A 14216-nucleotide genomic window follows, 5' to 3' on the forward strand; every position below is an offset into this window, starting at 1 on the left:
ATGCTGAGACGCTCACTTATCAAGGCCGCTACCTTCGCGGCGTTTGTTGCAGCACTCGGTTTTTCCAACGCTGCTCTGGCGGCGGACAAGGTCAACGTTCAGCTCGACTGGGTGGTGCGCGGCAATCACGCCATGTTTTTCGTCGGCAAGGAAAAAGGCTTCTTCGCCAAGAACGACATCGATGTGGCCGAGATCCGCAAGGGGTCCGGCTCGCCGGACGCGATGCGGCTGGTGGGCAATGAGAACGCGGATTTCGGCTTCGGCGATCTTCCCACGCTTGCCGTCGCACGGTCGCAGAATGTCCCGGTCGTGGCGCTGGCGGCCGTCAATCAGCACTCGCCGCTGGGGATCATTTCGCTGGCCAAGACGCTGAAGCTCACCAAGCCGTCCGACCTCAAGGGACTGACCATCGGCATTCATCCGGCTGGCTCCACCTACATCTTCTTCAAGGGCTTCCTGGCCGCCAATGGCCTGACCGAAAAGGACATGACGCTGAACAGCGTCTCGCCTCCCTATGAAAGCTATCTGCTGCTGGGCCGGGTTCAGACGGTCGTCGGCTATATCGACGCGGAGGTTCCCGAGCTGGAGGCGAAGGCCGGAGGCCCCGGCTCGCTCAGCATCATGATGGGGGCGGACCATGGGTGGAAAGCCTATGGCTCGGGCCTGTTCACCTCGCAGGCGATGATCAAGGACAAGCCGGACGTCGTGCGCCGCTTCGTCAAGGCGTACAGGGAGGCCTTCGACTATGTCGTGGCTCATCCGGAAGAGGCCGCCGAGATCACGGCCAAGGCAGCGCCCGGCTATGCGGACAAGAAGGACGTGCTGCTGGCGCAGATCAACGCCGACATCGCCTCGACATTCAGCAGCCCCGACACCAAGGAACACGGTCTCGGCTGGATGACGAAGACGCAGTGGGAGGAGACCCTAAAGACGCTGACGGACCAGGGCGTGCTCAAGGCGGCTCTGTCGGCGGACGACGTCTTCACCGACGCATTCCTGGCAAAAGAATAAGGGGCGCGCGGTGTTCGAACGGAAAGATCGATGAGCGCCTACCGGCAGACCAGGCTGTCCTGCGCGATGGCGCAGGACACATCACGCTCGCCTTTCGCCGCATCGGCGCGGTCGAGCGTGACCTGCACGCGGGTGGCATATGCCCGGCTCGCCAGACCGCACCACAGCCGCTCGACGGGCAGGTTCTCGCGCTTGTCGTTGAGGATCGTGAACGTGCCGGTCTTCGCATCGAACCAGAGCTCGACGCGGGTCTTCTTGCCCGGCTCGATCGTTGCGATCCCGGCTGAATACCAGTGGGCGAAGTCGGCGTTGCAGGAGAGGCCTTCGCTGCCCGCATTCGAAATCGTCAACGGAACCATGTCGAGCCCGTCAGTGCCGGTGCGGACGGTGACATGGTGCAACTCAACCGCGTTGGCGAAGGACGACAACGCCAGCATCACCGGAAGGGCATAACGGATCTTCACTTTGCCTGAGCTCCATATATAAATTTCGCAGGCAGTCTATCTCGCTTTCGCGCAATAACAATAAGAATGTTGATTGGTAAATCAAAACAGAGAGGGTAACATGTTAAAGATTCTCAAGAGCAGTGTAAGTGCAGTTATATTGAGCGGTGTCTTGATGAGCGGCGCGCTTGCCGGCGAGGTCAAGTCGATCGCCATCCTGACGCCCGAAGAAGGCACGGACTATGGCTGGAACCAGCAAGGCATCGACGCTGCCAAGGCGGCGGGCAAAGCCGCAGGTGTCGAAGTGGTCGTGGCCCAGGGTCTCGGCTATGGCGACGTTCGTCCGACCTTGCGGGAACTTGCCTCCGACGGCGCCAGCCTGCTGATCGCGCATGCCAGCGGCTACAACACCTCGGCGCCCGAAATCGCCAAGGAATTGAAAGTTCCGGTGGCGATCGTCGACACGCCAGCCGGCCTGGAGAAGGGCCTTGTCGCCGACTACACGCTGAGCGGCCACGAGGGTGCCTATCTCGCCGGCCGTCTCGCCGCCAAGGTGTCGCGTTCCAAGTCGGTCGGCATCGTCGTCTCGGGCGAACCGCCATCGTGGAATTCGCAGTCGGCGGCGTTCGCACAAGGCGTGAAGGCGGAAAACCCTGACGTCAAGATCACCTATGCGGTGATCGGCCCTGCCGCCTACAGCGACGCGGCCGGCGGCAAGCGCGTCACCGAAAGCGTGATCGCATCCGGTGCCGACATCATCTTCGGCCAGGGCAACGGTTCGAGCTTCGGCATGCTGCAGGCGGTCGAGACGACCAAGGCAGCCGATGGCGGGAAGGTCTATTTCATCGATGTCATCGGCGACAAGTCACCGATCGACAAGGGCTTCCTGCTGTCGTCGGTGGTGTGGAACATCGAGCCGGTTTATGCGGCAATGATTGCCGACCTGAAGGCCGACACGTTCGGCACCAAACACTATACGATCGGCCTCAAGGACGACTCGGTCAAGCTGCTGAAGACCGCTGCGATCCCGGACAATGTCTGGACGGAAATCCAGGCGCTGCGCGAGGACGTCATTTCCGGCAAGATCAAGGTCGAGCCGGTCTATGACGCGGCCGCCGTCAGGGCACTGATGACCAGCGTCGCCCAGTAAGGCGATCACGGTCAACTGCCGGAGGGGTGATCCGTTCACCCCTCCGGACGATTCCCGTTTTTTTTGGTGCTGGGCTTTCATGAGCGGTTTTTCTTCATCGTCCGTTGCCGGGCGCGACATCGTCGCGCTTGAAGGCGTGACCAAACGGTTCCCCGGCATCGTTGCCAATGACAGCGTCGACCTGTCGATCCGCCCGGGCGAAGTGCATGTGCTGCTGGGCGAGAACGGCGCTGGAAAATCGACATTGATCGGCATGTTGTCCGGCCTGCAGCAGCCGGACGAAGGACGCATACTGGTCGACGGCAAACCGACGCCGATCACCTCGCCGCGCCATGCGCTGGCACTCGGCATCGGCACCGTATTCCAGCACATGATGCTGGTGCCGACGCTGACGGTGGCGGAGAACCTTCTGCTTGGCGGGCCGTGGTGGCAGCGCCCCAGGACCGAGGAACTGGCGGCGCGCGTCGCCGAGATCACCGGCACGCTCGGCATCACCGTCAAGCTTCAAGCCAAGGTATCGGAGTTGTCGCTCGGTGAGCAGCAGCAGGTCGAGATCCTGCGCGCGATGCTGCGCAACAGCCGGCTGCTCATCCTTGACGAGTCCACCTCCATGCTGACGCCGAAAGGTATCGACGAACTGGGCGCGCTGATGCGCCGCCTTGTCGAGCAGGGCCTGGCGATCGTCTTCATCACCCACAAGCTCAAGGAGGCGGCTGCCTTCGGCGACCGCATCTCGGTGCTGAAGCTTGGCCGCAAGGTCGGAGAGATCCCGCCCGAGCGGTTTCGCACGCTGGGCGAACAGGAGATCGTCTCCGAGATCGTGGAATTGATGTTCGGCAAGCAGAAGGATGATCCGGAAGCCGTCGAGCGTCCGGTCCGCACTGCCCGAGCAGAAGCGGCCCCGCTGCTTCAGGTTACGGATCTGGCGGTAGCACCGACGGACAATGCACCGGGCCTGTCGTCGATCTCCTTCGACATCCGCCCGGGCGAGATCCTGGGCATAGCCGGCATCGACGGCAACGGCCAGAAGCAGCTGGCGGAAGCGCTGGCCGGCCAGCGTACAGCTGCCGGCGGCTCGGTGCGGCTGGAAGGCGCCGCCATCGAGACGCTGAGCGTCGGCGAGCGCCGCCGGCGCGGCCTTCGCTACCTGACCGACGACAGGCTGGGCGAGGGCACTGTCGGAACCTTCCCGGTCTCGATCAACTTCTTTCTCAAGCAGGTCGGCGCGGCTCCGTTCTGGCGCAACGGCGTCGAGCAACGCGCGGAGATCGACAAGCGCGCCGCCCAGCTCGTGCGCGAATATGATGTGCGTACGCCGAGCCTGAAGACGCCTGTCGCGCGGCTGTCCGGCGGCAACATCCAGAAGGTGCTTCTGGCGCGAGAACTGGCTGAGGGCGCCAAGGTGGTGATCTTCAACAAGCCGACCTACGGGCTCGATCTCGCCAACACTTTGGCGTCGCGCCAGCGCATCCGCGACACGGCGGCGCGTGGCCTTGCGGTGCTGCTGATCTCCACCGACCTCGAGGAATTGCTTGGCATGTGCGATCGCATCGCCGTCATCGCCGACGGAGCTTTGGTCGGCACCGTCGAGAATGCCGACGACGCCCGCACCAAGGTCGGTCGCCTGATGATCGGACTTGCCGCATGAGCATTGACACCGCACCCACGGTCAGTGCTACCGCACTCGATGCCACGAGCGGGGCAACGACGCGCCGCGACATCCTGCATCGGCTGCTGATGACGCTCGGCCCGATCCTCATCGCTCTCGTCATAGCCGGCTGTATCCTGCTTGCCGTCGGCGTCGACCCGCTCGCCTATTATGGCTTCGTGCTGGAGAAGGGACTGTTCTCGCCGCTCGGCATCCAGCAGACGCTGACGCGCATGGCGCCGCTGCTGTTTCTTGCCGCCGGCCTGATCGTGGCCTTTCGCGCCGGCATGTGGAATCTCGGCGGCGACGGGCAGTTCCTGCTTGGCGCGGTGACGGCGGCTGCCAGCGCTCCCGTGTTCGTGCAGATCATGCCAGCCTGGCTGGCGCTGTTCTGCTCGTTCCTCGTCGCCATGGTGGTGGCGATGATCTGGTCGCTGGTGCCGGCCCTGCTGCGTGCCTATCAGGGCGTCAACGAGATCATCACCACGCTGATGATGACGTTCCTCGGCACTTCGCTCGCCAATGTGCTGGTCAAGCTGGCATTTCGCGATCCGGGAACGACCGTGCCGCAGACGCGCACGCTGCCGGTGGAGGGCCGGCTGCCGCGCCTGTTCGAAACGACCATCACCAGTGGCCTGCTGCTTGGGCTGGCGGCGATCGTCATCGTGCATCTGGTGATGACGCGCACGGCGTTCGGGCTGAAGCTGAGGATCGTCGGCGCCAATCCACGCGCGGCGGTTCACTCGGGGCTCGGCGTTCCCGGCCTGACCGTTGCCGTCTTCGCCATTTCCGCCGGGCTGGCCGGACTTGCCGGCGCTGTCGACATCATCGGCGTCCAGGGCAATGTCCGCGCCGACTGGAATCCCGCCTACGGGCTTGCGGTGATACCCGCTGTCTTTCTCGCCCGCATGAACGGCTTTGCAGCCATTGGTTTCGTGTTCCTGCTCTCGGTGCTTTCGATCGGCGGCGAGAGCGCGGCGCGCCGGCTCGGCGTGCCCAATCATTTCACGCTGGTGCTGGTTTCCATCGTGCTGATCGTGCTCGCGCTCGCCGAATATTTCGATCACCGATACAACCAGTCGCGGAGGGCCTAGGGCATGACCGGGCTGTTCAGCGAAGTCTTTCTCAGCGCGCTCCTGTTCGGCGCCGTCACCGCGGCGATCCCGCTGCTGCTTGCCGGGCTCGGCGAGCAGATCTCCGAGAAGGCGGGCGTGCTCAATATCGGCATCGAAGGGATGATGCTGGCCGGCGCCTATCTCGGCTTTGTCGGCGCTTTCTATTCGGGGTCGCTGTGGCTGGGCTTTCTCACCGGTGCCGCTGGCGGCGCCGCGGTGGCGCTTGTCATGGCGCTGCTTTGCGTGCGCATCGGGCTGAACCAGATCGTCATCGGCATCGCGCTGACCTTGGGGCTCGAGGGCCTGACGGCACTGCTCCACCATTTCCAGTTCTCACGCAGCTACCCGCGCCTGCCCGCGGCGGATGCTACCGTCATTCCGCTGCTTTCGGGCATCCCGGTCATCGGGCCTGCATTCTTCAAGCATCATCTGATCGTCTATCTGGCGGTCGCGCTGGTTTTCGGCATGAGCTACCTCTATCGGCGCACGCAACTCGGCCTCAATTTGCAGGCGGCAGGCGACAAGCCGGCCGCGCTCGATGTCGCCGGCATCGATGTCGTGCGGACCCGCACCATCGCCGTGTTGACGACCGGAGCGCTGGCTGGGCTCGGCGGCGCCTATCTCGCCAATGTCGGGGCTGGGCTGTTCATTCCGTTCATCACCAATGGCGCGGGCTTTCTCGGCATCGTGCTGGCCATGCTGGCGCGCGGTCGCCCGATCTGGGTGCTGTTCGGCGCGTTGCTGTTCGGCGTCTGCCTGTCGCTGACGACGGCCATGCAGGTGGCCGGCATCAACATACCGACCGACATCATCCAGATGCTGCCGTTCCTGGCGGTGATGATCATGCTGGTGCTGTTCGGCCGGCGCGCGAGCCTGCCGGCGGCGCTCGGCATTCCATACGAGCGCGGCGCGCGCTGAGCACAATTCATGCGCGGACGGGACCCGCGCCAATAAAGGAGGCAAGAATGTCGGATACCAAGGTCTACCTGCTCGACGGCGGCTCGCTCGTTCTCGACGGCTATCATGTGTTCTGGAATCGCGGCCCTGGCGGTGAAGTGCGCTTCCCCGTCTATTCGATCCTGATCGAGCATGCCGAGGGTCGGTTCCTCATCGACACCGGCTACGACTACGACCACGTGATGAAGGTGCTGCCGTTCGAAAAGCCGATCCAGGAAAAGCACCAGACCATCCCAGGCGCCCTGGCGCTGCTCGGCCTCGAACCGAAGGACATCGACGTCGTCGTCAATTCGCATTTCCACTTCGACCATTGCGGCGGCAACAAGTATTTTCCGCATGCCAAGAAGATCTGTCACCGGACCGAAGTGCCGCAGGCCTGCAATCCCGAGCCCTTCGAACATCTCGGCTATTCCGATCTGAGCTTTTCGGCGGAGGCTGCCGAAGCGCGTGGCGCGACCGGGCAATTGCTGGCGGGCACGACACGGGCGAACTCGACCTTTGAAGGCGTCGATGGCGACGTCGAGCTTGCCAGGGGTGTCCGGCTGATCTCGACGCCCGGTCATTCGATCGGCCATTACAGCCTGCTGGTAGAGTTCCCCAAGCGCAAGCCGATCATGTTCACCATCGACGCGGCCTATACGCAGAAGAGCCTTGAAACGCTGTGCCAGGCGGCCTTCCACATCGATCCGGTGGCGGGCGTCAATTCGATGCGCAAGGTGAAGAAACTCGCCGAGGACCATGGCGCCGAGTTGATGTACTCGCACGACATGGACAACTTCAAGACCTACAGGACCGGCACGCAATTCTACGGCTGACCGCCTGCAATCGGGAGACAAGACGATGCGCTATCTCGAACACGCCGATCCGGTCATCACCCTGACCGCGGGGCCGGTGAACGCCTATGCCGAAGTGCTGCGCGGCCTCGGTCGCACGGTGCTCTACGACTACGACCCGGCGTTCCAGCTCTTCTACGAGGGTGTGGTCGACAAGGCGCAAAAGGCGATGCGGCTGTCGAACAAGCCGGTCATCCTGCATGGCGAGCCGGTGCTTGGCCTGGAGGCCGCCGCGGCCTCGCTGATCACGCCGGACGATGTCGTGCTCAACCTTGCCTCAGGCGTTTACGGTAAGGGGTTCGGCTATTGGGCTAAGCGCTATTCGCCACATCTGCTCGAGATCGAGGTGCCCTATAACGAGGCGATCGATCCGCAGGCGGTCGGGGCAATGCTGAAGGCGCATCCGGAGATCACCGTCGTTTCCGTCTGCCACCATGACACGCCGTCGGGCACCATCAATCCGATCGACGCCATCGGCGCGCTGGTTTCGGCGCATGGCGGCTATCTCATCGTCGATGCCGTCTCGTCATTTGGCGGCATGAAGACACATCCTGAGGATTGCAAGGCCGATATCTATGTCACCGGCCCGAACAAATGCCTGGGCGCGCCTCCCGGCCTCACGATGATGGGTGTCAGCGAGCGGGCCTGGGCCAAGATGAAGGCCAATCCTCTGGCGCCGCGCGCGTCGATGCTCAGCATCGTCGACTGGGAGCATGCGTGGTCGCGGGACAAGCCGTTTCCATTCACGCCGTCGGTCTCGGAGATCAACGGGCTCGATGTCGCGCTCGACCTCTATCTCAATGAGGGACCGGAGGCTGTGTGGGGGCGCCATGCACTCACCGCCAAGGCCATGCGCGCCGGCGTTGCCGCGATGGGTCTGTCGATCTGGGCTGCCAGCGACAGCATCGCGTCGCCGACCACGACCGCTGTCCGCACGCCCGAAGGCATCGACGAGAAGGCGCTTCGCCAGGCCGCGCGCGCCCGCTACGGCGTGGTGTTTTCGTCTGGCCGCGGCGAAACCTTGGGCAAGCTGACACGCATCGGCCACATGGGTCCGACCGCCCAGCCGATCTATGCGATCGCGGCGCTCACGGCGCTTGGCGGCGCCATGAACGCGGCCGGCCAGAAACTGGCGATCGGCAAGGGTATCGACGCGGCGCTGGCCGTGATCGACGCCGACGCCTGAACAGACATCACCACGGATTGAGGGAGCATTTTCATGACTGAACGGCTTGCGGGAAAGACGGCCCTGGTTACGGGCGCCGCGCAGGGTATCGGCAAGGCGATCGCCGCGCGGCTTGCCGCCGATGGGGCAACCGTCATCGTCAGCGACATCAATGCCGAAGGCGCCGGGGCGGCGGCCGCGGCGATAGGCGGAAAGGCGAGGGCGATCGCCGCCGACATTTCCGATCCGGCATCCGTCAAGGCACTCTTCGCCGAAATCCAGACCCTGACCGGGGGCATCGACATCCTGGTCAACAATGCCAGCATCGTGCCGTTCGTCGCCTGGGACGATGTCGATCTCGACCATTGGCGCAAGATCATCGACGTCAATTTGACCGGCACTTTTATCGTCAGCCGTGCCGGTACGGACCAGATGCGTGCGGCGGGGAAGGCCGGACGGGTGATCAGCATCGCATCCAACACCTTCTTTGCCGGCACGCCGAACATGGCGGCCTATGTCGCGGCCAAGGGTGGCGTCATCGGTTTCACCAGGGCGCTCGCCACCGAGCTTGGCAAATACAACATCACCGCCAATGCGGTAACGCCCGGCCTGATCGAGAGCGACGGCGTCAAGGCGAGCCCGCACAATGAGGCGTTCGGCTTCGTCGAGATGCTTCAGGCGATGAAAGGCAAAGGGCAGCCGGAACATATCGCCGACGTGGTTTCGTTCCTGGCCTCCGACGATGCGCGCTGGATTACCGGCCAGACGCTCAATGTCGACGCCGGGATGGTGCGCCACTAACCAAAAGCGCATTCCAAAAACGCTATGACCCTTCTGGGCGACCTGCATTTTTTGGGTCGCAACAGCGGGAGCGCGGCCGTGCCCGCAAGGCCGTGCCGCAAATAGCCAATCAAGGAAAAATCACGGTGGACTTCGGATTCGACACGTCGGTTTTCGACGGGCTGACGATTGCAATGCTGGTCGCTGGCTTGGCCATGACCGGAATGGCCTCCGGCGTGCTCGCCGGTCTGCTGGGAGTCGGCGGCGGCATCGTCATCGTCCCGGTGCTGTTCTGGGTGCTTAGCCTGTTCCACTTTTCGCCTGCTGTGATCAGCCATCTGGCGGTCGCGACCTCGCTCGCGGTCATCATCCCCACCTCGATCTCGTCGATGCGGTCGCACAACAGGCGCGGCAATGTCGATCGGCCTCTGCTCACTCTGTGGGGACCGGCCATTTTCGCCAGTGCCCTCGTCGGCGGCATCATGTCGAAATTCATCCCGGGCGCCGGCTTGCGGCTGGTCTTCGGCGTCGTCGGCCTGCTGGTGGCCGTCAACATGGCGCTGCCGAAGCACCTCGTGATCTCCGATCACCTGCCGCAAAGCGGCTGGATCAACCGCGCGATCGCTGCTGTGATCGGCTTTGTCTCTTCGCTGATGGGAATTGGCGGCGGCACGCTCTCGGTGCCGACGCTTTCCAGTTTTTCCTTTCCGGTGCATCGTGCCGTCGGCACATCGTCGGCGCTTGGCCTGCTTATCGCGCTTCCGGCAGTGGCCGGCTTCATCTGGTCGGGTCTTGAAATCGCCGGCAGGCCTCCGCTCAGCCTGGGTTACGTCAGCCTGCCGGCGGTTGCCATCATAGCGCCCATGAGCTTTCTGTTTGCACCGTTGGGCGCCAAGCTCGCCCACGCGCTCAACCCGCGCTACCTGAAACTCGCCTTTGCGTTCTTCCTGGCGATCACGGCCGGGCGAATGTTGCTGTCTTGAATTTCGTTGGGCGGCGTACGGCTATTTTTCCCGCATGGCCCGGCGGAAGTTCTGCGTGATTGGCTCGGCGAGATAAGAGAGCACGGTGCGAGCCCCCGTCCGGATCATCGTCTCGCTCGACATGCCGGGCAGCAGCTTGCGGCCCTCCAGCTTGCCGAGTTCGCTTTTGTCGATCACAACGGTCGCGGCGAAATAAGGTGCGCCGCTGCGTTCCTCAACCATGCGGTCAGCCGACACGATCTCCACGACGCCCTCGAGCGGCGGCAGGTTGTAGCGAGCGAACGCCGGGAAGCTGACGCGCGCGGGCTGTCCGGGTGCGATCGTCTCGACATCCTCCGGCTTGACCATGGCCTCGACCACGAGTTGTTGTCCGAGCGGCACGATCGTCATCAATGTCTCACCGGGTTTCACGACGCCGCCTGCCGTATGGACCTTCAGGTCCATGACGATGCCGTCAACCGGTGCGGCGACGTTGGTGCGGTCAAGCACGTCCTTGGCGGAGCGCTCCTGCTGTCCGAGGTCGAACAACTCCGCCTCGACCTTGCTCAACTCATCGACGGCCTGGTTCAGCCGCACTGTGTTGAGGTTCAGGATCTGCATATCAATCTCGGCCATGGCGCTTCCGGCACGGGCGATTGCGGCAATGTTGGTAGCGCGCTCCCCTTCGATCTCCCGCTGTTGGCGTCTGAGCAACAGGTTCCGTTCGCGGGTGGTCAGCCCTTTCTTGAGCAGCCCCTCAAGGTCTTTGCTTTCATCCTCGATTGCCTCGATCTGTTTGTCTTCGGTGACGATAAGCTGCTCCAGTCCCGTTATCTCTTCCTCGACCTGGTGACGGCGCTGGCCGAGAATTTCCCGCTCGTCCTTCAGATTGTGGTGCTTCGCGGCAAACACGTCACGCTGTGCGGCCACCGCGTCCTTCACGGCCGTGGCGGGGTCTGCGAGCAACGCCGGATTGAACTCGATCCCGGTCTTGCCGTCACGCTCGGCCCTGAGACGCGCGGCCAGCGCCTCACGCGTTGCTATCCGGTTCTGGATCAGGTCGAGCTGCGCCTTTGCCTGCGTGTCGTCGAGCCGGACGAGGACCTTGCCGGTCTTGACGATATCCCCGTTGGCGGCGTTCAACTCTGCGATGATGCCGCCCTCGAGGTGCTGGATGAGCTTGCGGTCGCCGGCCACCTTGATAACGCCCGGCGCCACGGCGGCGCTGTCCAACGGCGCCAGTGCCGCCCAGCCCCCGGCCACGCCGAAGAACAGGAACATGATCGCGAACCCGGTGCAGGTCACGCCGGTGAGACGCAGCGGCACCGGTTCCAGCAGCGAGGGCGGGGGAAGGGGTAGCGGCACGACGTTCAATCCGGGGGGGCGGCTCATGCTTCCTTGACCTCTTTGATTTCCTTGACCACTTCAAGGGCTGGCAACTGGGCCGCCTTGGGCAGATGGGCCACCTTGCTGACACGGTTGGCGAGTTCGTTGAAGACATGGTCGCGCGGCCCGAAGAGATCCTGCTGACCTCTGTTGAGCACCAGTATCTTGTCTATCTTGTCCAAAAGGTTGGGGCGGTGCGCGATCAGGATAACGGTTGTGTTCGTGGCCTTGGCCACGCCGAGAGCAGCAATCAATGCCTCCTCGCCCTCTCTGTCGAGGTTGGAATTGGGTTCGTCGAGGATAAGCAGCGCGGGGTCGCCGTAGAGTGCCCGCGCCAGCCCGATGCGCTGGCGCTGCCCGCCTGACAGGACGGCGCCGGATTCGCCGATCTCGGTGGCGTAACCCTTCGGCAGTCCCTTGATCAGTTCGTGGACTCCTGCCAACTGCGCGGCCTCGACCACCTTGTTGAAGACCGCCGGGTTGAGCGTCGCGAAGCGGCAAATATTTTCGGACACGGTGCCGGCGAAGAGTTCGATGTCCTGCGGTAAGTAGCCGACATGACGGCCACGGTCTTCCGCCGCCCATTGAGCAACATCCGTTCCGTCCAGCAAGGCGCGCCCTGCGGACGGGCGCCAGGCGCCGGCGAGTATGCGCGCCAGGCTCGTCTTGCCGGCCCCGCTGGGACCGATCAACGCCATCGCTTCACCCGGCTCCAGGCGGAAGTTGATGCCTTTCAGGATATGTTCGCCACCCTGTCGGGCAAGCACAATGTTCTCGGCCTCGAACCTGCCTTTCGGTCGTGGTAGCGGCAGAACCGGTGTGGATTCCCGGTGCTGTCCGGCGACAGCGGTGAGACGCCGGTAGGCGGCACGCGCTCCGAGCGTCGCCTTCCAGGTGCCGATGGCTTGCTCGACCGGTGACAATGCGCGGCCCATCAGGATCGAGGCGGAGATCATGATACCGGGCGAGGCCTCGTTGCGAAGGACCAGATAGGCGCCGAGGCCGAGTATCGCCATTTGCAGGGCCAGCCGGTGACAACGCGCGATAGCCGCGATGGCCCCACCCCGGTTGGCGGCAAGAACTTGTCCTTTGTTCGCCTCGTCCTGCTGTGCCTTCCAGCCCTCCAGCAGGGGCTTCAACATGCCCATGGCCTGGACGACCTCGGCGTTGCGGATCGCCGCCTCGGCCTGCACATAGGCCCGCGACTGCGCACCCGAAGCCTCGGTCAAGGGCTTTCGCGTGACGTATTCGTTGAGCAGCGCCAAAGCGAACAGGACGATCCCGCCGCCGAGCGCCAGCCATCCAAGCCATGGGTGCATGACAAAAATGGCAGCGAAAAACAGCGGCGCCCAAGGAGCGTCGAGGATCGGGAAGACGCTCGGGCTGGTGAAGAAATTCCGCACCTGGTCCAGATCGCGCAGCGGACGGGCGTTGGCCTGGCCAGGCGCCGACGCGGCGTATTCCACCGATGCGGTCAGCAGAACCGGTCCCAAGCGCGCGTTCATCCATGATCCGACCTTGGCCAGAAGACGCCCGCGTATTACTTCCAGCCCGGCGAGCGTCCCGAGCGCGGCCGCCGCCATCAGCGACAGCATCACCAGCGTCTCCAGGCTATGGCTGCCGAGTACGCGGTGGTAGACCTGGAGCATGTAAAGCGCCCCGGTCAGCATCAGCACGTTGATGCCTCCGCTGAACCAGATCAGCGGCCGAATGGCGCGTTTGATCTCTTTCATCACCACCTGCAGGGCAGGGGGCTGTTGCTTGGTTTTCATCGCTATTTCTCTGGTGTGCGGAGTGACATCCGGCGCAAGGGATTGCAGTGAGGCCAGCCATGAGCTGCTATGGTGGGTGCCATCGAGATTCCCCCCTTTTTGAACGCATCAAGAAAAGGGGATCCCCCCAGATGCCCTACCCGAGTGCATCCGCTGGCGCGCTGACGCGCTGAACTGCGGCCTTTGATCCTCGATTGTGTCGCCGCCGACGAGGAGGCGTCCATTCCCGGTTCGATAGTATTGAGATCAATGTCCGCACCTGATCGAACGATATATACCTTTCGATAGATCAGGCCGGCGCAGGCGCTGCGGCGGGTATCACGGCCGATGCCATCACGCGGCTTTCCAGCCCCTTTGCCAGCTTCATGTCGATGCCAGTTGAAGGTGCTGGTGTCAGAGGAGGCCCGTTTCTGGACGCGCAGCGCCTTTGCCATGCGCCATCCAGGCCAGCTCCGCCCGGCTGCCGAGGTGCAGCTTTCGCAAACGTGGTATATGTGCAACGTCGTCGATCTGCTCAACCAGCTCAAGACCGAGTGTCGCGCCGACTATCTCACTCGCCTCGGCTTCGTCGTCTTCGATGAACTCGGATCGTCTCACGCATCACTGTGAGATCATCGAGACTGTCAATGAGTGCGGGCGCTTCAAGAACCGCGCCTGATCACCCAACACGGCCAAGCTCATCCGCGCTCGCCGGGCTGCGCAACCCGATAAGCTCCGGCGATCGCTAAGCGACGTGCCCTACATAGAGGGCGACGCCGATCGGGCCAAGGCTTTTGACACATATGGTTTGCTCCGGCGCGGGCATTCACTACGGCGCTTCTCCGCCAGGTCAATATTCCCATTTAACTGACGACGGCGACCCTATCGAAAACGATATATATCGTTCGATATAGGTCAGAATACTACCAGACGGAAAGTTGACTTGCCATCCTTAGGCTGCGCCAAATTGACCCCTGAGCATCTGGGGTTTGTTAGCATTTCAAGTGGCATCTCA

The 14216-nt window shown here is 63.3% G+C and carries 13 protein-coding genes; 10 read left to right on the plus strand and 3 right to left on the minus strand.

Annotated elements, in window-relative coordinates; genetic code table 11:
* The gene (locus NKI66_RS21135; protein WP_023809931.1) at window positions 1-1011 is read left to right on the plus strand and encodes an ABC transporter substrate-binding protein; all 1011 of its coding nucleotides are present in this window, start codon (window positions 1-3) and stop codon (window positions 1009-1011) included.
* Window positions 1012-1049: 38 nt separating this feature from the next.
* Here the strand turns inward: NKI66_RS21135 and NKI66_RS21140 are convergent, their stop codons facing one another.
* Entirely contained in the window at window positions 1050-1475 is a 426-nt protein-coding gene (locus NKI66_RS21140) for a hypothetical protein (RefSeq protein WP_023809930.1), read from the minus strand.
* 154 nt (window positions 1476-1629) lie between these two features.
* Between NKI66_RS21140 and NKI66_RS21145 the strand changes: the two genes are divergently transcribed.
* From NKI66_RS21145 to NKI66_RS21180, 8 genes are all read left to right on the plus strand, one after another.
* A complete protein-coding gene (locus tag NKI66_RS21145; RefSeq protein ID WP_023809929.1) occupies window positions 1630-2604 on the plus strand; it encodes a putative B6 ABC transporter substrate-binding protein in 975 nt (324 codons plus the stop codon).
* Window positions 2605-2683: 79 nt separating this feature from the next.
* Complete coding sequence (locus NKI66_RS21150; protein WP_352440320.1) at window positions 2684-4252, plus strand: putative B6 ABC transporter ATP-binding protein; 1569 nt, start codon at window positions 2684-2686, stop codon at window positions 4250-4252.
* Window positions 4249-5346, plus strand: coding sequence for a putative B6 ABC transporter permease subunit 2 (locus NKI66_RS21155; protein WP_023809927.1), 1098 nt, complete (start codon window positions 4249-4251; stop codon window positions 5344-5346). Before NKI66_RS21150 ends, NKI66_RS21155 begins: the two co-directional genes overlap by 4 nt.
* 3 nt (window positions 5347-5349) lie before the next feature.
* Complete coding sequence (locus tag NKI66_RS21160) at window positions 5350-6285, plus strand: putative B6 ABC transporter permease subunit 1 (protein WP_023809926.1); 936 nt, start codon at window positions 5350-5352, stop codon at window positions 6283-6285.
* A 47-nt stretch (window positions 6286-6332) separates the two neighbouring features.
* A complete protein-coding gene (pldA, locus tag NKI66_RS21165) occupies window positions 6333-7139 on the plus strand; it encodes a 4-pyridoxolactonase (protein ID WP_127290290.1) in 807 nt (268 codons plus the stop codon).
* A gap of 25 nt (window positions 7140-7164) precedes the next feature.
* The gene (gene ppaT / locus NKI66_RS21170) at window positions 7165-8343 is read left to right on the plus strand and encodes a pyridoxamine--pyruvate transaminase (protein WP_352752894.1); all 1179 of its coding nucleotides are present in this window, start codon (window positions 7165-7167) and stop codon (window positions 8341-8343) included.
* A gap of 33 nt (window positions 8344-8376) precedes the next feature.
* On the plus strand, window positions 8377-9123 hold the full coding sequence (gene pldH / locus NKI66_RS21175; protein WP_352721711.1) for a pyridoxal 4-dehydrogenase, SDR-type: 747 nt from the start codon (window positions 8377-8379) through the stop codon (window positions 9121-9123).
* Window positions 9124-9248: 125 nt separating this feature from the next.
* Entirely contained in the window at window positions 9249-10085 is an 837-nt protein-coding gene (locus NKI66_RS21180; RefSeq protein WP_352752895.1) for a sulfite exporter TauE/SafE family protein, read from the plus strand.
* Window positions 10086-10106: 21 nt separating this feature from the next.
* Here NKI66_RS21180 and NKI66_RS21185 read toward each other — a convergent pair whose 3' ends face one another.
* Window positions 10107-11456, minus strand: a complete 1350-nt coding sequence (locus NKI66_RS21185) for an HlyD family type I secretion periplasmic adaptor subunit (protein WP_352440323.1) — start codon at window positions 11454-11456, stop codon at window positions 10107-10109.
* Window positions 11453-13222, minus strand: a complete 1770-nt coding sequence (locus NKI66_RS21190; RefSeq protein WP_352752897.1) for a type I secretion system permease/ATPase — start codon at window positions 13220-13222, stop codon at window positions 11453-11455. Before NKI66_RS21190 ends, NKI66_RS21185 begins: the two co-directional genes overlap by 4 nt.
* Before the next feature lie 390 nt (window positions 13223-13612).
* Here NKI66_RS21190 and NKI66_RS21195 point away from each other — a divergent pair, with 390 nt between their 5' ends.
* Complete coding sequence (locus tag NKI66_RS21195; RefSeq protein ID WP_352752899.1) at window positions 13613-13831, plus strand: hypothetical protein; 219 nt, start codon at window positions 13613-13615, stop codon at window positions 13829-13831.
* Window positions 13832-14216: the final 385 nt, after the last annotated feature.

This window comes from Mesorhizobium sp. M0518, assembly GCF_040321125.1.
GTDB lineage: Bacteria > Pseudomonadota > Alphaproteobacteria > Rhizobiales > Rhizobiaceae > Mesorhizobium.